General features: G+C 46.5%; 14 protein-coding genes and 1 pseudogene. 2 read left to right on the top strand and 13 right to left on the bottom strand.

The genetic code is table 11. The features are described from left to right. Positions 1 to 74: 74 nt before the first annotated feature. On the bottom strand, positions 75 to 1,310 hold the full coding sequence (locus QUB04_RS30870) for a methionine gamma-lyase family protein (RefSeq protein WP_333290494.1): 1,236 nt from the start codon (positions 1,308 to 1,310) through the stop codon (positions 75 to 77). Between the two features lie 80 nt (positions 1,311 to 1,390). Here QUB04_RS30870 and QUB04_RS30865 point away from each other — a divergent pair, with 80 nt between their 5' ends. Then, entirely contained in the window at positions 1,391 to 2,203 is an 813-nt protein-coding gene (locus tag QUB04_RS30865; protein ID WP_333142557.1) for an acyl-CoA desaturase, read from the top strand. A gap of 357 nt (positions 2,204 to 2,560) precedes the next feature. Further along, positions 2,561 to 3,376 (top strand): fatty acid desaturase, encoded by an 816-nt coding sequence (locus QUB04_RS30860; protein WP_333290492.1) that lies wholly within the window; start codon positions 2,561 to 2,563, stop codon positions 3,374 to 3,376. Positions 3,377 to 3,529: 153 nt separating this feature from the next. Here QUB04_RS30860 and QUB04_RS30855 read toward each other — a convergent pair whose 3' ends face one another. The 12 genes and pseudogenes from QUB04_RS30855 to QUB04_RS30800 all read right to left on the bottom strand — a co-directional run. Then, complete coding sequence (locus QUB04_RS30855) at positions 3,530 to 4,375, bottom strand: ABC transporter permease (RefSeq protein ID WP_333290490.1); 846 nt, start codon at positions 4,373 to 4,375, stop codon at positions 3,530 to 3,532. A 118-nt stretch (positions 4,376 to 4,493) separates the two neighbouring features. Then, a complete protein-coding gene (locus QUB04_RS30850; protein ID WP_333290488.1) occupies positions 4,494 to 5,405 on the bottom strand; it encodes an ABC transporter permease in 912 nt (303 codons plus the stop codon). 231 nt (positions 5,406 to 5,636) lie between these two features. Next, a complete protein-coding gene (locus QUB04_RS30845; RefSeq protein ID WP_333290486.1) occupies positions 5,637 to 6,767 on the bottom strand; it encodes a spermidine/putrescine ABC transporter substrate-binding protein in 1,131 nt (376 codons plus the stop codon). Positions 6,768 to 7,023: 256 nt separating this feature from the next. After that, positions 7,024 to 8,154, bottom strand: a complete 1,131-nt coding sequence (locus QUB04_RS30840; RefSeq protein WP_333161790.1) for an ABC transporter ATP-binding protein — start codon at positions 8,152 to 8,154, stop codon at positions 7,024 to 7,026. A gap of 268 nt (positions 8,155 to 8,422) precedes the next feature. After that, complete coding sequence (locus QUB04_RS30835) at positions 8,423 to 9,217, bottom strand: DUF4340 domain-containing protein (protein WP_333290484.1); 795 nt, start codon at positions 9,215 to 9,217, stop codon at positions 8,423 to 8,425. Positions 9,218 to 9,250: 33 nt separating this feature from the next. Then, complete coding sequence (locus tag QUB04_RS30830) at positions 9,251 to 11,359, bottom strand: Gldg family protein (RefSeq protein WP_333290482.1); 2,109 nt, start codon at positions 11,357 to 11,359, stop codon at positions 9,251 to 9,253. Positions 11,360 to 11,403: 44 nt separating this feature from the next. Continuing rightward, positions 11,404 to 12,306 (bottom strand): Rpn family recombination-promoting nuclease/putative transposase, encoded by a 903-nt coding sequence (locus QUB04_RS30825; RefSeq protein WP_333290480.1) that lies wholly within the window; start codon positions 12,304 to 12,306, stop codon positions 11,404 to 11,406. Between the two features lie 181 nt (positions 12,307 to 12,487). Beyond that, entirely contained in the window at positions 12,488 to 13,279 is a 792-nt protein-coding gene (locus QUB04_RS30820; protein WP_333290478.1) for an ABC transporter permease, read from the bottom strand. Positions 13,280 to 15,104: 1,825 nt separating this feature from the next. After that, positions 15,105 to 16,115: pseudogene (locus QUB04_RS30815) on the bottom strand (ABC transporter ATP-binding protein); the annotation flags it as partial. A gap of 496 nt (positions 16,116 to 16,611) precedes the next feature. Then, positions 16,612 to 16,890 (bottom strand): hypothetical protein, encoded by a 279-nt coding sequence (locus QUB04_RS30810; RefSeq protein ID WP_333290476.1) that lies wholly within the window; start codon positions 16,888 to 16,890, stop codon positions 16,612 to 16,614. 130 nt (positions 16,891 to 17,020) lie between these two features. After that, positions 17,021 to 19,921: a DUF3854 domain-containing protein gene (locus tag QUB04_RS30805; RefSeq protein ID WP_333290474.1), complete on the bottom strand. Its 2,901-nt coding sequence runs from the start codon at positions 19,919 to 19,921 to the stop codon at positions 17,021 to 17,023. 915 nt (positions 19,922 to 20,836) lie between these two features. After that, positions 20,837 to 21,034 (bottom strand): hypothetical protein (locus QUB04_RS30800; protein WP_333289438.1); only part of this gene is annotated, 198 nt, incomplete at its 5' end.

Genomic DNA, 21,034 nt, shown 5'->3' with positions numbered 1-21,034 from the left:
CCGTCCTTTTTGGACGGGCGGGACGCCCATCCCACAATAACAATTAAAATTGTAAGTTATTTAATTCGCGATCCTTACTTATTAGCTGGGCCCACAGCCTCGATCGCAGCTTCAAGAGCGATCGCTACATGAGTCCAATGAGTCCCGCCCTGACAAAAAGCCACGTAAGGCGGACGCAGAGGCCCGTCAGCCGAAAACTCCGACGTACTCCCATCAATAAAAGTACCCCCAGCCATCACCAACTGACTTTCATACCCGTGCATCGGAGCTGGCACCGGATCTAAATAGGAACCGACGGGGGAATTTTGTTGAACCGCGCGACAAAAAGCAATTAACTTATCAGCCGAACCGAATTCGATCGCCTGAATCACATCTCGTCTTCTAGCCAAAGGCATAGGATTCACTCGATAACCCAACTTATAAAAAACATAAGCCGTCAAATGATTTCCCTTCATCGCCTCCCCCACACAACCCGGAGCCATAAACAAACCCTGAAACAGCAACCGATTCAAATCAAAAGTTGCGCCGCCGCTGCTGCCGATTCCCGGCGCCGTCAAGCGACAAGTTGCCGCCTCCACTAAATCAGCCCTGCCGGCGACGTAACCTCCAGCAGGGACGATCGTACCCCCCGGATTTTTGATTAAAGAACCAGCCATCAGATCCGCACCCACAGCAGTAGGTTCGCAATCATCAACAAACTCCCCGTAACAATTATCAACAAAGCAAATTGTGCTAGGATTCTGATGTTTGACTATGGCGACGATTTTTTCAATCTCAGAAATAGACAAACTCGACCGCCAAGAATAGCCGCAAGAGCGCTGGATAAAAACCAGGCGAGTCTTTGCTGAAATAGTAGAGCTCAATGCCTGCCAATCCAAACTTCCTTCGCGAGTTAGAGGCAACTCACGGTAACTAATGCCAAACTCAACAAGTGAACCTTGACCTTGCCCCCGCAAGCCGATCACTTCTTCTAAAGTATCGTAGGGAGAACCAGCCACTGCCAACATTTCGTCACCAGGACGCAGGATGCCAAAAAGAGCACAGGCGATCGCGTGAGTACCCGAAACAAACTGTACCCGGACAGCCGCGGCCTGGGCCCCTACCACTTCGGCAAATAACCCGTCCAAAGTCTCCCGACCCAAATCATCGTGGCCGTAACCCGTAACCCCTGCAAAATGGTGGACTCCAACCCGGTGGCTGCGAAAAGCTTTTAAGACTCGTTGAAGATTTTGCTTGACTGTAGTGTCAATACCAGAAAAAATCTGAAAGAGTGCCTGTTCTGCTTCCTGTAGCCGTGAAACGCTATTCATCTATACCTCGCTCACCCTTTGCGTGCGCGCTGTCCATTATGGCGTAGATGCGGCCCCTAGTTTGTAAACATAATATATTCATGACGATTGCAACTTCCAAAAAAACTTCTCCTGATTGGCCTGTCGTAGGCTTTATGGCCTTTCTGCACATCGGTGCTTTATTTGCCTTGCTGCCGGGTAATTTTAGCTGGTCTGCTGTCGGGCTAGCAGTATTCCTGCATTGGGTAACAGGTGGTTTAGGAATTACTCTCGGATTTCACCGCCTCGTCACCCACCGCAGTTTTCAAACACCGAAATGGCTAGAGTATTTTCTAGTTATTTGCGGTACCCTTTCCTGTGAAGGTGGTCCGATCGACTGGGTGGGAATGCACCGGTTACACCACATACATTCCGACACCGAAACAGATCCCCACGATTCCAATCAAGGCTTCTGGTGGAGCCACATGGGTTGGATGCTCTCGGATCTCCCGATCAGAGTTGAAATCCCCCGCTTTACTAAAGACATCGGCGACGACCCAGTATACAAGTTTCTCCAAGCATATTTTATCCCCATCCAAGTTGTCTTCGGTGTGTTGCTTTATTTATTAGGCGGCTGGTCTTTCGTGGTTTGGGGTGTGTTTCTGCGGATCGTGGTGGTGTTCCACTGCACTTGGCTGGTTAACAGCGCTACCCACAAATTCGGCTACCGCACCTACGAGTCGGGCGATCGATCGACCAACTGCTGGTGGGTGGCTCTGCTTACCTACGGCGAAGGCTGGCACAACAACCACCACGCCTTTCAATACTCGGCTCGCCACGGTCTCCAATGGTGGGAAATCGATTTCACCTGGATGACAATTCAATTGCTGCAATCGCTGGGTTTGGCAACCAAAGTGAAATTAGCCGAAAAATAGCCATCGGCAATTAGTCATTGGTTGTAGGTCATCAGTTCTGGACTAATGGCTGGTGACCAATGCCTAACCCTGTTTTTGCGATGGTAGAGGTTGGGTTGAACAGAGATCGACTCCCCTGGTGCGATCGACCCAACCAAAACCAGAATCAGTTATAATATAATTGGGAACAAAAAATTTTGTTTGGCAGCCAAATTTTTTATTTTCAAAATACAACGGTAAATCTTTTTCAATCCTAATCCCAAATCTATCATTGATTCTTTATTAGTTTGGGCAAGAGTGCAGCAAAAAAGTTCACTGCTCAATCCCAACTATTATGCGTGAATCTAGCTCGGCATCTCATCAGAAATCAAAAAGAGAATGACAATTGCAACGCAAGAAAAACTCCAATACAATTGGAAGCACGTTATTAGTTTAGCAGGACTTCATATCGGCGCTTTGTTCGCACTGCTACCCAGTAACTTCAATTGGACAGCAGTTGGTGTAACAGTATTCATGCACTGGATAACCGGCGGTTTGGGAATAACTCTCGGATGGCATCGTATGCTCACCCACCGCAGTTTTCAGACACCAAAATTCGTAGAATATTTTCTAGCATTTTGCGGAGCCCTTGCCTGTCAAGGAGGAATAATTGATTGGGTTGGGCTGCACCGATTGCACCACACCAACTCTGACCAAAATGCGCTCGACCCTCACAATGCCCAAAAGGGTTTTTGGTGGAGTCACATCGGCTGGATGCTATATAAAGGTCCAGCTCACGCTGAAATTTCCCGCTGCACAAAAGACATTTCGAGCGACCCCTTTTACCAATTTTTGCAAAACTACTTTCTCCCGATGCAAATCGTCTTTGGCGTCTTGCTTTACTTAGCAGCAGGCTGGCCGTTTGTAGTGTGGGTAATTTTTGTACGCTTAGTTTTGGTCTATCACTGCACCTGGTTTGTTAACAGCGCCACTCACAAATTTGGCTACCGCACCTACGAAACAAACGATAGTTCTACTAACTGTTGGTGGGTGGCTGTCCTGACTTACGGCGAAGGCTGGCACAACAACCACCATGCTTATCAATACTCTGCGCGTCACGGGATGGAAAAGTGGGAAATTGACTTCACTTGGATGACAATTCAAGTTTTGGAAGCACTAGGTTTGGCTACTAAGGTGAAATTACCCGCCAAGTAGCAGCATGGGGCATGGGGCATGGGGCATGGGGCATGGGGCATGGGGCATGGGGCATGGGGCATGGGGCATTGGTAACAACTCACAAATAACCAACTGTCAACTGCCCACTGTCAACTGTCAACTGCCAACTGCCCACTGCCCACTGCCCACTTCCTAATGAGTCCGTTTTTGCTCGCCCCGGCCGCGCAAATATTCCGCTAAAAATGCCAATCCTCCCGAACCTACTATCAACAGCACGCTGAGAGCATTAATATCAGGTTTTACCCCAGTCCGAATCCGACTAAAAATTTCCATCGGCAGAGTTGTAGTCCCGCTACCTGCGGTAAAACTCGCAATCAAAAAATCGTCCATGCTGAGGACAAAAGAAAGCAGACAACCCGAAACAATTCCGGGTATTAATTGAGGGAGCAAAACCTGAATAAAAGCTTCAACAGGCGTTGCACCCAAATCCAAGGCAGCCTCTTCTAAATACGGGTTTAAATCGGCCAATCTAGTAGAAACAGCTAGGGCGATGTAAGCCAGACAAAACACAACGTGAGCGGCGACAATTGTCCACAAACTCAGAGGAATAGCCAGCGCCGCTAAAAATACCAGAGTAGCAACTGCGGTCGCAATATCTGGAATAATAATCGGCAAGTAGGAAACTCCCTGATATAAATTCTTGCCAGGAAAGCGGTAGCGGGCTAAACCAACGGCCATCAAAGTGCCGAGTACAGCCGAGATTGCAACTGCACACACAGCCACTGTTAAGCTGTTTCTCAGGGCAATCAAAATCCGCGTATCGCTAAATAATTTAACGTACCAATCTAAAGTAAATCCTTCCCAACCTGCGCTAAAACGCGATTTGTTAAAGCTGTAAAAGGTGAGTACCAGGATGGGCAGGTACATATAAAAAAACATCACAACGGCAAATATCACCTGCCAAGAAATCTTAAATTTAGGTTTTAAGTACATATCGGCTTGTATTTCCTCCTGTGGATTTTCGGCGGTATTTTCCATTTCTCGGTAATCGGTAATTGGTAATCGGTAATTTGTAATAGATTAGGATTGTTTTCTTCCTTCTTCCTTCTTCCTTCTTCCTTCTTCCTTCTTCCTTCTTCCTTCTTACTTCAACATCCTAAATTGTATTACGATCGCCATATTTGAGCAAAAGGGCAATTCCGATACTCACTGCAAAGATTAATACCATACTCAGAGCCGAACCCAGACCCCAATTTTGAGTCGCACCCAAAAACTGATTGTAAATCAAACGAGCCGCCGTCATGCTCGAAGCTCCACCAAGCAACTCCGGATCGACAAAATCGCCCAAACTGCTAATAAATACTAGCAAAGAACCCGCAGCAATTCCCGGCATCGTCTGAGGTACTGTCACTTTCCAGAAAGTTTCCACTGGATTCGCGCCCAAATCCTGAGATGCTTCTAGCAACCTGCGGTCTAACTTTTCCAAAGAAGCGTAGAGAATTGTCACGATATAAGGCAAATAACTGTAAGCCATGCCGATTAGAACTGCGGAACTTTGATTGAGCAATTCCAGAGGAGGAATGCCTAGAAGTGCCAGCAGCGAGTTGAGAACCCCCGTAGGACGCAAAATTGTAATCCAAGCATACGATCGCAACAGCGAAGAAGTCCACAGCGGCAACACAAAGCCTAACAAAGTTAAATTCCGCCACTTTTTCGAGACATTGAGGGCGATCCAGTAAGCCACAGGAAACCCCAGCAGCAAACACAGAATAGTAGTCCCCGTTGCGAAAAAGAGCGATCGACCAATCACCTGCAAATTCAGCGGCTCAAACACTCGCAGGTAATTGCCGATTCCCGAAGGATTCACCAAGTCTCCCGGCTTAATATTCGGCACCAAACTAAGCTGAAAAATCACCAGAGTTGGTATGACTAATAATAAAAGCAGCAACAAGCCAGAAGGGCCGAGCAATGCCAGTGGCCCAGCCCACGCCGACCACGGGGAAACAGTTTCAGCCTTCAAAGAAGAATTGGGAGGAATAGGAGGGGGAGTTCTAGTTGAAACAGCCATAAATAAATAGTGTTGAGTTTTGAGTTTTGATTTGTAGGGGCGGGTTTCACCAACAACAATCTATGCGTAAAATAAACAATCTTCTAAACCCGCCCCCACCCCACGGTAAATCGAAATGTAATGTAGGGGCGGGTTTCACCAACAATCTATGCCTAAAATAAACAATCTCATAAACCCGCCCCCACCCCACGGTAAATCGAAATCCACATGAAATTTCTGGCAAAAATAAGATTAGCCGCTGGTTAATTTAGTCCAATAGCGATCGTACACGTCTATAAATTTTCCTACCGGAGCAACACCTTCGCAATTTTTCAAAGTTTCCTCCGAAGGGAAAAGAATTTCATTTTCGCGCACTTCCGGCGTCAGCAAACTAAAAGCATCTTCCGAAGGAGTTGAGAAACTGAGCCGTTCTACTAAAGAAGCAGCGACATCCGCTTGCAGCATAAAGTTAATCCACTTATAAGCTGCTTCTGGATTGGGAGCACCTTTAGGAATTACTAAAGTGTCAGTCCACAGAGAAGAACCGCTTTTTGGCACAACATAACGCAATTTGTCATTATCTGGGATTACCTCATTAGCATCAGAAGAATAACACATAGCTACCTTCAAATCCCCCGTCAGCATTTGCGGCCGCCAAGCATCAGTGGTAAAAGATGCGATCGCCGGTTTGAGTTCCACCAACTTTTCATAAGCTTGTTTCACTTGCTCTTGGTTCGTAGAATTGAGAGAATAGCCCAACATCCGCAGCGCAGCACCCATCACTTCTCGAACATCATTTGCCAGCGTCATTCGCCTTGCTAACTCCTGTTTGTGCTGCCACAAATACTCCCAATCTTCAGGAGCTTCTTTGAGCTGTTCGCTGTTGTAAATTAAGCCTGTGGTTCCCCAACTCAAAGGGACGCTGTAGCGGTTTCCTGGGTCATATACGGGGTTTTGAAACTGTTTTTTTAGCCGATCGAGTCCGCCCAAAATCGAGTGGTCTAATGGGCTCAACAGCCCCAGTTCCGTCATCTGAATCACCATGTAGTCAGACGGGTAAATGATGCTGTAGGCCCGGCCACCGCCAGCTTGAACCCTAGCCAGCATCGCCTCATTGGAGTCAAATACGTCTGCAACCACGCGAATGCCTGTTTTTTCGGCAAAGCGATCGAGCAAAGCGTTATCGGTATAGCCTGCCCAAGTATAGATGAAAAGTTGGTCGGCATCACCTTTGACCGGAGGAGCAGATTGTACGTCTGCAAGTCGCCAGCCGCAACTGGAAACAGCTAACCCGGAAATTGTCGCCGCCGAATTTTTTAGGAACTGACGGCGTGTAGAATTAGCCGGGAAAATCCTGGAAATTGGTAAGTTAGTCGGAGGCACAGTTCGATTTTAGATTTTAGATTTTAGATTTTGAGATTCAAGATTGAAGATTGAAGATTGGGGAATTGGGAATTGGGAATTGGGAATTGGGAATTGGGAATTGTCCTATGTTATTTGTTAGGAGAACCAACCACCAACAAATGACTAATGACTAATGACCAATGACTAATGACTAATGACTAATGACTAATGACTAATGACTAATGACTAATGACTAATGACTAATGACTAATACCAACTACCAACTGCCAACTGACTAATTCCGATCGGTCAAAGCGAGACAATCAGTAGTTCCCCAGTAAGCGTAAATCGGCGTGTGCGGATCTGGGAAAGACCCGCCGGTATTTGGCTGGCGCACCGTAATTTTATCGCCCGACGCCAACTCAACCACGTAATGAACGTGCGTGCCCATGTACATAGTATTTTTGAGCCGCCCTTCAAAACAGTTGACCGACACTTCCGGCTGGTAGAGATTCAAATATACTTTTTCCGGCCGGACGCTGACCACAACAGAGTCGCCTGTGACACCATTCCACATATCCGACTGCTGAACGATTATTTTCAGATTGGCTGATGTGCGAACTGTGATAGTCGATCGGTCGATCGATTCTACCGTACCCGCAAACAAATTCGTATCGCCAATAAAATCCGCCACAAAAGCCGTCTGGGGACACTCATAAATTTCTTCAGGAGAGCCAATTTGCTCAATCCTGCCCTCGTGCATCACCGCAATCCGGTCAGACAGACTCATCGCCTCTTCTTGGTCGTGAGTCACCATCACAAAAGTCAAACCCAATTCTTGATGCAAATTCGACAGTTCCAACTGCATCTGCTTCCGCAACTTCAAATCCAGAGCACCCAGGGGCTCGTCCAACAGCAGAACCGCCGGTCGATTTACCAGAGCTCTCGCCAAAGCCACCCGCTGCTGCTGGCCGCCCGACATTTGACCGGGAAACCTGTTGGCGAAAGATTCCATTTTCACCAATTGCAAAACTTCCCGTACCCGTTCTTCAATTTCTGCTTTCCCCAGCTTTTTGATCCGCAATCCAAAAGCGATATTGTCCCAGACATTCATGTGTCCGAACAAAGCATAGCTTTGAAACACAGTATTTACCGGACGGCGGTAAGCTGGAGTGTTGGTCATCGACTGGCCGCGAATCATCAATTCGCCCGCCGAGGGAGTCTCGAACCCAGCGATTAAGCGCAGCGTCGTAGTCTTGCCGCAGCCACTGGGCCCGAGGATGCTAAAAAATTCTCCTTGGCGGATGTTGAGGTCAACTCCACGGACTGCGGTTTCGCCGTTAAATACCTTAAATACCTTGCGGAGTTCAACGTCAAGCGCTGTATCCGTTGCTGTCGTACCTTGGTTGAGTGCTGTCTGAAACATATTCGCCCTTTCCTGGGGGTAATGCACGCTACTTAAATACAGTTTAAGTTTAGACTTTTCTGTATTTTAGGTGAGGAATGTTGGATGTAACAGGTTTTGGGATTTGTTCTTTAAATTCTATCCCAGAGCGCACCATTGTCAGCAACAGGCGTCAGCAACAGGCAAGATGCCTGTTCCACAAAAAAATTTACTCTTTGTGGAACAGGCATCTTGCCTGTTCATAAAAGCCTTATTGAGAATGGTGCAACATCTCAAAGCGACCGGCCATCTATTTATTCTCAGGACTTGGCGTGGGAGAGGGTTTTTGCGGTTTCTCTGTTTTGGGTGCTTCTGCTTTTTTCCACTCTGACAAAGGTCGTTGGACGGCATTTTTAAAGTCAAAAGGCACTAGCAGCACGGGCAAATTTTGGGCGGAATTTTGAGGGGGCGCTTCCGGCGGATTGGCTTGAGCGTACAAGAAGCGGCCGCTAAAGTCTGTTTTGCCTAAAACTAGGCGGTGAGTTTCCTGGTTGTCCAGTTTTACTGTGACTGTAGCTTGGGGTTGGTCGAGACCGAATTCTGGCAGTTGAGCTGCAGTAATATTAATCGTGCGATCGCTCTTTCCTGTTGCCAGCCTGTCTAGCAAAAAATCCACCGATGCCTGACTTGCGTGTGCTTGCACTGGCAATTTCATTTCCCAGCTAGACTTGCCTCCTTTTGTAGCATAAACACGTTCAAAAGTCAATATTTTTTCAGGAGTTTTGACTGTAAAGAATTGTACGCGATCGGACTTAAAAGCAAAAATTTTCTGTTTTTCTTCCTTAGCGGCTTCCTGTTTCGGAGACACTTGCATCTCGAACAAAGCAACCAACCCAGTCATGCTAAGCGCGACGGCTATCAATACTAATGTATTTTTCTGCAATTTCATAATAACTGAGAATTGGGCATTGGGAATTGGGCATTGGGAATTGGGCATTGGGAATTGGGCATTGGGAATTGGGGAGTTTGTTATTAATAACAACTGACAACTGACAACTGTCAACTGCAAACTGTCAACTGACAACTGACAACTGACAACAGTCAACTGTCAACTGTCAACTGTCAACTGTCAACTAAATTATCTTCTCTTCCACCAAATAGCGCCGCCAATTCCCAGTCCGAGTAAAGGCCAAATTAGCCAAGCTAAAACCAGCAATCCTACTTGGATGGCCGTCATGTTAATGCGGCGGTTGGTAGCTTTTTTCGGACTGATTGAAAAACTTTGCTGGTCTGGTTTACTCAACCAACTGACTGAATTGAGAAACACGTCGCTATTGAGTTGTTGGTCAAACCAACCGTTAGTCACAAATTGAGATGTGCCAATTACTACCATTCGCGATGTTTTTCTAGGAGTTGAAGGCGCAGAAGGAGTTGCCGTTGGGCTGGGAGATGCTGTGGGAGAGGTTGTGGGTGTTGGCGAACTTTCTGGAGATGCTGTGGGAGATGCTGTGGGAGATGCTGTGGGTGTTGGCGAAGTCGTGGGTAATGCTGGCGGCGTAGCTTCTTGCGAGACAATCACCGAATAGCTGATTGGGGAAGCTGTTGGTGAAGTTGTCGGCGACGGTGATGTTGTCGGTGATGGTGAATCTGTCGGTGATGGCGAAGTTGTCGGTGATGGTGAAGTTGTCGGTGATGGGGAAGTTGTCGGCGATGGCGAAGTTGTCGGTGATGGTGAAGTTGTCGGTGAGGGTGAAGTTGTTGGCGATGGTGAATCTGTCGGTGAGGGTGAAGTTGTTGGCGATGGTGAATCTGTCGGTGAGGGTGAAGTTGTTGGCGATGGTGAATCTATCGGCGATGGTGAATCTATCGGTGATGGCGATGTTGTCGGCGATGGGGAAGTTGTCGGCGATGCTTGGGGTGAAGGCGAGGGCGAAGTTGGTGTTGGTGAAGGGGAGGGCTTTAAGGGAGTGCTGTCAGTGGACGATCGAACTAAAGCTACACCTAATAATAGCGGTCCTTGTCGATCGGTCTTTTGATCGAACTCCAATTTCTTAGTCGTCAAATCGCTTTCGGCCCAACTTTCCTGACTCGTCCAAATCAGCGGTTTTTCCTCTATCCCTTCTACTGGCGAGGTTTCCAAAGCACGCGCAAACGGATAAAATGAAATACCGTTGCCAAAACTTTGAGTAATCGGATGTTCGCCGTAGCGCCTGACTGTGGGAACCGTGGGGCCCAGGCCAAATCTTTGACCAGTGCCCGAAGCATCGATGGCCAAACGGCTGTCTAGTTTGACGCCCCATTCTTGCAGCAATTTGTCCAATCCCGTATCAATTGCCGGGTCTACCATTAACAATAAACTGCCGCCGCGATCGAGATAAGCTCTTAGTGCTTTAATTTCTGTATCGGAAAACGGTTTGTCCGGCCCGGGAACGATTAAAGCATCTGCATCTTCTGGCACTTCTTTGCGTTCGGTCAAATTCAGCGTTTGGGCGTTGTAGTATTTATCTTTCAAAGCTTTTTCAGCTTGCTGAATTCCGCCTTGACCTTCCTTTATCGGGCGGGCTCCTTTGCCTTGCAAAAAGTAAACTGTAGCAACGCGAGTGCTCAGGATTTCTTCTAAGCCATTGGTAAGTTTTATCTCTGAAAGACCTTGATTTGGGTCGCTACCAAAAGCAGTGCCACCTTTTTGCAGAACTTGTTTTTTGTCCCCGGATTGCAGGTAAACTTCTCCGATGCTGGTAATACTAAATTCCCGCGCTTTTCCCGGTTGGGTCTGCGGGTCAACAAACTCGAATTGGAACTTTTCGCCTCCCTCGCGTTTGTAGCTTTGCAGCAATTCTTTAATTTGGGGGTTTTGGATGGGGTCAAATACCCAAACTTTGACTGTTTGTTGCAGGTTTCGCAGTATTTGTTGAGTCTGCGGGGCAAGGGTAAATTGTTGGCTTTCGGTTAAGTCGATGCGGACGGGATAGCGAACGGCTATGAAGTTAATTACTCCGAGAATCAAAAAGACGGCGAGGGTAGCAATCAGGGCGTTGGTGCTGGCTTGAGTGGAACGCTTCCCCCAAAAGCTTTGTTCGTAACTCAAATATAGCAGCCAAAGTGCGATCGTCACTGCTCCGGCAATAACTAAACCGACTGTCAGGGGGTCCCATACTCCAGATACAAATGCTGCTGTTACCCCCGCTGCGATGAGGAGGGGGCCCAGCAAAAAAACGTATTTCCAATTTTTTTTGCTAATTTTCATAAGGTAAATATTGAGTGAGAAAGTTCCGGTTCGAGGATGTTATTCTATATCGCATTAGCCTGCAACCATGCTGTTAAATCTGACTGATGGTTGAAATCCAGAACGGCATCTCCTAGTTCTTCTAATTGCTCTACGCCTAATTGACGGATGCTATTTTCCGTTTCCGGTTGTATTGTGCCTAAACGCCGCACTAGCTGACGCAATATTAACGATAGTTGAGCGGTTTTTGTCACCTGTTCTCTTGCTATCTCTATGGCAATCTGCTGGTCTTCTATCCACAGTTCTTGCTTGTGCAATTCATTTAATTCTTCCTGAGTGAAGTTTTCTTCGGTGGCAATTCTAAAAGCTTTCTGAATTTCGGGAACTGCACTGAGTGTTTCTGGTACTGTCTCCAGAGTGCTGGCTTTTTCGAGAAAGTAAATCCATTGCTCTGCTGTTGTTGCTAATTCTGCTAATTCCTTGGTAAATTTTGGCAGTTCGATAAATACTAATTCTATTGCAGTATCTGGACACTCAAACTGTTGCTCTTTTTCTTGAAAAACAAACCGTGACAAAAATTCTGGCTGATTTTCAAACATTTCAAAGTCGGCAATTTTCAAGGAAATTACTGTTTTTAGTCTTTCGTAGCGTTCTTTTCCTGTTAATTGCTGGCTGTAGCTTTTGGCAGCGTTGTACAAAACTCTGTTCCCAAAGGAAGGCACGTTGATCAGTTGAATTTCAACTAGGGCGATTCTGCCGCCGTTAATTGTGGCTTTGACATCTAGGTGTGTGTCTTGGGTTGCGAGAGTTTGAGGTTCTGGTTGGGAGTCGATTATTTCTAAGTCTTCGATAATCGGCTGTGCTTCATAAAGGATGGCGTTTAAAAAATTAATCAGGATATCTTTGCTGTCGCTGGAACCGAATATTTTTTTGAACGCAAAGTCGATTTTGGGATTGATAAATCTCATTATTTCAAGAAATTAGTGGAATAACTAACATTAATTTGGGATGGGGAATGGGGCATTGGGAATGGGGCATTGGCCAAACAGGGCATTGGGCATTGGTGGTGTGTCCTTTAATGTGCAATTCTCCAAATCTCCTACTTTCCCAATCTTTCCTCTTTATTCCCCGAAGCCTTGCCTGATGCTTTTAAGAACGCTGATATCGCAAGGCATCGATTGATTGGGCGGTCAGAAATACTCCTAAAATGATGTAACTGGCAAACATAATTAAACTGCTGGTATCGAAAACTCCCTTGACAAGATTAGTGTAATTTGTTAGGAGCGACAAATGTCCTAATGCTGTTCCGAAGGCGCCACCGATAGCGACGGCGGCTGCATCGATCACCCAGAGAAATAATACTAGAGCGAAGGTGAGGATGGCTGATAAAATTGTGCTGTCGGTGAGGGAGGAAATAAACATTCCGAGGGATAATACTCCTGCTGCTAGTAAGATTAAGCCGGCGTGGCCTAGCAGAAGAACTCCGGGGAGTACGGGTGGGGTTGAGGAACTGAGGGCGATCGCCTCGCAGAACAGCAGGGGCAGCAACATTGTGGTATAAAATGTTAAAACTCCCAGGAGTTTGCCGGTAGCAACTGCCCAGTTTGTTAAGGGCGATGTGGCTAATAGTTCTAAGGTGCCCCGTTTGCGTTCTTCTGCGTAAAGTCCCATTGAGAGTGCAGGTAGTACGAACAAGGAAAGGGAACCCATGATTCGCAGAAAGAGTTGCAGGAATTCGTAAGCAACGTCGATGGGAGGTTCGGTAATTCCCATTTGGTCTCGCTGGCCGATTTGGGGAATTAACCCGTCGGGGGCTAGGAGGATGGCTATTAAAAAGTAGCCGGTGATTAGCCAAAAGACTGCTGCAATGGCATAGGCTAATGGCGAGGCAAAATAGCTTTGTAGTTCTTTGCGGTAAATTGCGATAATATTACTAATCATTACTAACCTTTAGGAATTGGGAATGGGTAATTGGGCATTGGTAATTGGTTCATTCTGAGTCCCCTGCGGGTGGTGTTTGGCTGTCGTCGCTATCCTGTTTTTTTCTTTCTATTTGTCGCTTTTTGGTCATAGGCGACTGTTCGGGCCGAGAATCGCTACTCGGTTGTGGCTTTTTTTTAAGTGGCCGATTTTTTACAACTGGTTGGGATTCTGGTTGAGAACGTTCGATAGACTTTGGCGCATCTAAAATCGGTTCTGGTTCGGGTTGAGAAGGTTGGCTCGACTTTGGTGTTTCTGAAACTTCGAGATTTTCGACAACCGGTTCGGGTTGAGAAGGTTGGCTCGACTTTGGTGTTTCTGAAACTTCGAGATTTTCGACAATCGGTTCGGGTTGAGAAGGTTGGCTCGACTCTACTGTTTCTACAATAAGTAGATTTTCGACAACCGGTTCTGGTGGAGAATACTCGATCGACTTTGGCGCATCTAAAATCGGTTCGGGTTCGGGCTGAGAAAGTTCGATCGACTCTACTGTTTCTACAATAAGTAGATTTTCGACAATCGGTTCTGGTTGAGAAGGTTGGCTCGACTCTACTGTTTCTACAATAAGTAGATTTTCGACAACCGGTTCTGGTGGAGAATGTTCTAGCGACTCTATTGTTTCGACAATCAGCAGATTTTCGACAATCGGTTCTGGTTGAGAATGCTCGATCGACTGTATTGTTTCTAGAATGAGTAGATTTTCGACAACCGGTTCTGGTTGAGGATGTTCGATCGACTCTTGCCTTTCTACAGTTTCCAGAAAATCTGCCACTGGTTGCATTTCAGATTCTAAATCGCTTATTTCCTCCGGTGTTTCTGTAATTGGTTCGGATTCGGGTTGAGAATAGTCGATCGACTCTTGCCTTTGGACAATCGGTTCTGGTTCATTATGCTCGATCGACTCTACTGTTTGTGAAACTTCTAGATTTTCGACAATCGCTTCTGGTTGATGATGTTCGATCGACTCTGGTGTTTCGACAACTGGTTCTGGTTCTGGTTGAGAATGCTCGATCGACTCTGGTGTTTCTGGAATGAGCAGATTTTCGACTATCGGTTCTGGTTGAGGATGCTCGATCGACTCTACTGTTTCGACAACTGGTTCGGATTCTGGTTGATGATGCTCGATCGACTCTAAGGTTTCTGAAACTTCTACATTTTCGACAATCGGTTCTGATTCATGATACTCGCTCGGCTCTTGTCTTTCGACAACTGGTTCTGATTCTGGTTGAGAATAGTCGATCGACTCTACGGTTTCTGAAACTTCTACATTTTCGACAATCGGTTCTGGTGGAGAAGGTTCTATCGGGAGTCTCTCACTTTTATAAAAAACATTTTTTACAAAAGTGAGCATCCTGCTTGCTTGTTTAGAGATATGTAGCGAGTCAGATCCTCGGGTTCCTGTGACACCCAAACTGAGATGCTTCGCTTCACTCAAATCTACGGTTTCTGCAACTGGTTCTGATTCTGGTTGAGGATGTTCAATCGGCTCTACGGTTTCTGCAACTGGTTCTAATTCTGGTTGAGGATGTTCAATCGGCTCTACGGTTTCTGCAACTGATTCTAATTCTGGTGGAGAAAGTTCAATCGGCTCTACGGTTTCTGCAACCGGTTCCGATGCTGAATGAGAATCAGAAAGCAACTCTTCAGTTTCTGCAACTGGTTCCGATGCTGAATGAGAATCATAGAGAGACTCTGGTTTATTTGAAACGGGCAGATTGTCCGGGATGATCGTCGGTTGTGATTCCGATTGATGAGAATCCGCGATCGAGTTTTGAACTTCTGCCGCTTCTTGGAGATTTTGATCGACCTCCGGTTCGCTGTGAACCAGATTTTCTTCCGGTTTCTTTTCAGCCGCTGTCAGCCTTAAAAACACATCTTCGAGAGTAGCGCGAGAGCGGCGCATTTCGCACAGTCCAAATCCAGAGGCAACGATAGCTGTAGCAATTTCTCGTCCGGGTTCTCTTTCGGGTTCGCACAAGGCCCGCAGGCGGTAGCGATTCACTAAAAATTGCTGGCTTGGAATCAATTCGATCGATCGAACTCCCGGCAAATTTTCCAAAGAAGGCAACAGCAGACTGTTTACCAAATCCCCCTCGCCTTCAACTTCGAGTTCGTAACCCTCTCCGACAGCCAACTCTCCCATCAAATTTTCGGGACTACCCGCAGCGACGATTTTACCGCGATTGATGATGGTGACGCGGTTGCAAGTCATGCTGACTTCCGGCAGAATGTGCGTGGAAAGGATGATTGTGTGCTGGCCGCCAAGACTTTTGATTAAATTGCGGACTTCGATGATTTGTCGGGGGTCGAGCCCGACGGTTGGTTCGTCTAAGATAATGACCGGTGGATCGTGGACGATCGCCTGTGCGATACCGACGCGCTGCCGAAATCCTTTAGAAAGCTTGCGGATTAAAACTTTGCGTTTATCAACCAGGCCGCAGCGTTCGATCGCGGAGGTAACTCGTCGCGCGCGATCGCCCGCAGGTACTTGCTTAATCCGGGCGACAAAAAACAGAAACCCTTCCACACTCATTTCTGGATACAGTGGCGGGTTTTCCGGCAGATAACCGATGCGCTGTCTGACTCCCATCGAGTTTTCGTGAACATCGAGGCCGGCGATACGGGCCGTACCACTGGATGCCGGCAAGTATCCCGACAAAATCCGCATCGTTGTGGTTTTGCCAGCGCCGTTGGGTCCCAAAAAACCCAGAATTTCTCCTGATTCGACCGAGAAGGACACGTCCGCGATCGCTGCGGTCGAACCGTAACTTTTGCTTAAGCCATCTACTTCAATCATTTGTCAATGCTTTCAGCCTCTAAATACCTAATTTCTATCAGCACTCTAGCAAAACAACCATTTTAGGGGCTTTCGGGGCCTTGTTTTTGCCTGTTCACTTATCCCAGTGTCTCCTACCTAACACTCCCTTACAAGCAAGCTCTTCTATCAATTCTCTACTCATCCCCCCTAGCGATATTTGCGATCGTGTCTCAGGCCTCAGCTCAAAATTGGGTTTTTCGATGGTAATGCCCATTTTAAAATTTACTTTTTGGGATTTTAGGTCAAAAAAGCCGATCGGCTCAGGGTGCAGGGTGAGATAGTGCTTTTAAGTCTATTCCTGAGAGTTGCCGCCTACTGTAGGCGGCTACTTGTGAAAATACTATCCCGTCCTCTGCCTTGTCAAATGATTTTCTCGTTTAACCCGATCGCCCGCTCGGAGGTCGAAAACCTTCACTCACATCGTGTGCATAGTGTGACTGATGCAATCGCACTCCCGTGCCAGCCGATCGCTCGGTTAAGGCAATAAACTACCCAACATATCCAAAATTGCTTCTACGTCCGCTAGGTCACACTTAGACTTTTTACGCTTAGCTTTCAATTGGTTGAGCAGGGTAGCAGCATCAGGAAATTCACTTGTGTCAAGCGAACTACCGTTATCTAATTGTCGAGCTAGAGTCAGCACCCGATCTGCTAGGGCGATCGGTACTCGGATGGTTTTTGTTTTCCCGTGTTCCCATTTACCCTCGTAGTGTTTGAGGTTAGCTAGGCTAGCGTCATTAATGTTTTTAGTCATTTCACTTGTGTCAGGCGATTTACTATTAACAGATTGACACGGATGCCTTAGTTCTGTCAAGTGTTTAGTCACTTGACACAAGTGAATAATGGCAAAAAGTTAGGCTGTAGGGAGATGACACTGGAAGCTACTACTTTTCGGAGAGATACATCAAGTCCCCGGCGATGAACTCCTGCTCCCTTACGAAAGCTACTTCTTTATCGAATCGTACCCGCAGGCCCGTATAAGTGGGGTAATTAGTGATTTTGGTAATTTCCCCTTTGATGCCATTAGCGCGATCGCCGTGCTTCACTACAACAACCCGATCGCCTACGTCCAAAATACGGGAAGGTTTCAGTGCGGGCTGATGCGTAGGCGATGTCCCATTAAGCGCTCGCTTGAAAAACCCCCTCAAGGGGAGTCCATCGGTACTTTCAATAAATTTCCTTATCTCTTCCATTCTTTCGGTATCGCCGCTCGCCTTTGCTGCCCGGTACTCGTCAGCCATCCTTTTAGCCCGCTGTCTGTTGACGGCGGTTTGCATATAAGATTTAGTCGGGTTTGAGGGAGTTGGTGAGGGAGTTGGTGGCACTTGGGAGGGAGTTGGTGAGGGAGTTTGAATCATTACTGGTACTGGGTTTGAGGGAGTTGAGGGAGTTAGGGGGGGTAAATCTTTTCCTAAGTCACTTTCCCGATCGCTTTCTTCCTCATCTGGCAGATAATTTTCTTCATTTTTGTTTCCGGTTGAAACTTTAGGCTCTAACTCCCTCAACTCCCTCAAAGGTATATCTGGTAGGGGTTCAACTCCCTCACAAACTCCCTCTAAACTCCCTGAAACTACCTCGCTAACTCCCTCAACTCCCGATAAAGTTTCGGAGTGAGTGAGATGGTTATCCGACTTTTCTCTCACCCTCACTCCCTCAAAATAGGCTTGTGCCCCCTGGTGTCGGGTAAAGGGTAAATTTTCGTCTGTCAGTAGGTCAGCAAGTAATTTTGGGAACTTGACTATGCTTACTTTCGAGAACCCGCTCCCTTCACAGAAATCCTTGTAAGCTTCATAAAGCTTCCCGGTACGGGTAGTAGCGGTCGGGTCTAGTACCAATTCCATATCAAAGAATGCAGCAGTCGAGCTTGTTTCGACTTTCATCTCCCATTCCTTGTACTTGAATTCAGCAATCCTTTCGGCTCCGATACCGCGTATCGCTTGAGTAACGGCGTTATCTACGAGGGAGAGCGCTATCCCAATCAATGCGGGTACTTCAGCCTCAAACTCACTTTCGATGGAGTGATCGCGTTTTTCAGTAGGAATGGGGTTATCAAAGTGAACTAGGCACAACCGACGCTCTAACCCGGTAGTATCACCAACAAAAATCGGTTTGTTGCTACAGATGAGGAAACACCCGTAAAAGAACGCATCAGCGGCCGGTGTGTGTAATTCCCGGTAGCTGACTGCATCGCCGCCCGTGAAACTGAGAATCGAATCAATGCCCACTGGTTTCCGTTCATCAGCGAACACTACCAACTGCTTATCAATTACCGATGCTTTAGTCGAGCCGTCGCTTAGGCGATCGAGTTGGCAACCCTTAAAATTCTCCCGTCCTACCATTTTTTCCATCAACCGAGCAAAAGTACCCTTGCCTGAACCGGGCGCTCCGACTGTGTGGACAAACATCTGCAAGTCAAAAAATCGGTGCTTAAGTATGGCGTTAGCAATGGCTAGCAACTTAAACATTTTGCGTTCATCGTCTTGCATCGCCGTGCGGAAGAATTTATGGATACTAGGGCAGTTCACCCGTAGTGCTTCCAGAGTGTCGCTTAAGTCACCCTCCAAAGGTTTGTAATCGAATGGCAGGAATGATGTAAAACCCATACCCGGTGAATGTTCTAGAGTTGTCAGTTTATCTCCATCTAGAACGCAATTACTAAAGTTGATGTACCGCTTTCTATCCCAATACTGCCATCGGATTTGTCGCAAGTCACATTGGAGCAATTCAACAAGGTTGTTAATGTACTCAATCCCGCTGTAGTTTATGTTTTTTGCGTCAATTGTGGTTTTGACTAAACTCTTAAATGGCCCTATCCCTACCTTTTCCCAGTGTTTACCGGAGTAAATCCGCCACGTCTTCTGTTCGTCATCATATTTCCACCGATGCCCGTATTGTTCAGCTAATCGCGCTGCTGTTTCGCGAGGTGTCAGTGGCTTTTTCTTTTTTGTTGGTGCATCGTTATCACTTGTGTCAGGCGATTCAACGATATTGTTAATTTGATTCTCAATGCTCTTGAGCCATTGTGCATATGGTTGAGCTTCACTCATAATTTTTGCTACCGCGTCGGAACCGTGCTTGACTTTCACATCGTCAATTTTTAAGCCTAGTTCAGGATTCCACAGCGCAACCAAAACCGTACAGCCCCGCGCTTCTAAAGCTTTAACCAGCTTTTTAAGTTCAAGTAGTACCCCTTCTTTGATGAGTACATCCATATCGAAGCGTACTCGAAACACCCTACCAGGTACAGCAAGAATGCCTAGGTTGTTGACTAATTCCCCGCACCGTTGCCACATCGTCACCCCTGGTAGTGCCAGCGATGGGAACCCGCAAGTCATCCCACACCCTGACTTTTTCGTTCCCTCGTCAAGGTCAACAACGATAGATACGTCATCTACTACCCGCCGCCAATAATCTTTGTCAGGATGCGGCAGTGCGATAGCATCGTAGGGATGTCCCTTGTCTGATATGTATTTTGTGGGCTTCTCTTTTTCTGGGAATTGAATGGCTATGTCTGGCTTGAACTGACAGAATTCTTGAGGCTGCATCGTTCTTAGGTCAATCCCGCGAACCAACCAGCCTAGCGGATTACAGTCAGGGTAAGACTTCCAGCCAATAGCTTTAGCAATTTCCATGCGGTCGGTCGGACTTACAATACTGCGTGTGGCAATACTCGCACTGACGCCACTTCCAAGCACCCACTCATCTAAATGGCTCTCGGCAGCATTAAGTAAAGATTTGTTGCGGGTAGCGGCAACAATTGTAGAAGATGATGGTACACTATCCATAGCGGTTGTTCCTGTGAGTAAGGTGAGTGACCGCTATCCCTAGTGTTAAGTGATTGGAGACAATTGCCGTGATATACCCTTCCGGCAAGGGTTGCCTCTAGAAAATTGCTAGAAAATAGGCAAAAAGTGCTAAGTTGAAAATGATAATAAATGATTGTCTCCCGTTCACCTCCACTAGAGGTAGCGGGCTTTTTTTGTCTGTTTTTTTGACTAAAGAGTCAGGATGATTAGATTATACATTCAAAATGAAGACAAATTAACAATTCGCAACAGCCGTCTCACTCCCCTTAGTATATATACTTCACTCTTTTATACAAAAAATATTCTTATTCCATAAAGGTTACAGGAAGTCGTTTTATATATAAAGTAACTGTTCCCGCATTACGGTGAACCACCGTTCTAACTCTAATAGGGTTAGAATTTATTACGGTGAATGTTGGTGAACTCTAACGGGTATATTTATGTAACAGATTCTTATACATAAAGTAACTCTCTGATAACCAAGCAACCCTAATAGGGTTAGAAAATTGCCATCCTCTTTTAGTTGTGATCAGAAAACCTTTAATTAAGCCTCTGGCGACTAGGAATAAGTAGAGAGACTTACTCTTTTACCAATATGGTGGCAATACTATTGAGCTTTACTGGCTTTTTTTTTGATACAATCACATGACACAAGTGACTAAATCGAACATCGTAATCACTATCTAAGCAAGTAAGTCTTTCTGTGTGTATTTCTGAGAATAGCTGCCTATCTTAGCCGCCCAAGATAGGCGGCTAAGCCAGAAAATAGACTCTAAAGCAATCAAATTGATGAAGACAGAAAAAAAAAACTAGAGACAGAAAAAAAAACTAGAGTCACACTATGCAGATGATGTGACTCTAGCTTTTTTACTTTCCGTGTCTACCAATGCCAACCTAAAACTCAATCAACAAATCATTCAGCTCTTGACGTGTTGGCGGGAATTGTCCGCCGCGTTCATAGTGGGTAAGCAATCGCTTGTAAGTGATGCCCGACTTCAAATCCCCAAAGTGCTTAGCATAGGCATAAAGCCCTAATTCTTGTGCTTCTGCTACCAGTACAAGCTTATCTTTTGGGGCGGTACGCCGCTCGAC

It is taken from the genome of Microcoleus sp. D2_18a_B4, assembly GCF_036702475.1.
GTDB lineage: Bacteria > Cyanobacteriota > Cyanobacteriia > Cyanobacteriales > Microcoleaceae > Microcoleus.
Note: the sequence above shows the minus strand (reverse complement) of the source record. Positions and strands in the feature narration are given on the sequence as shown.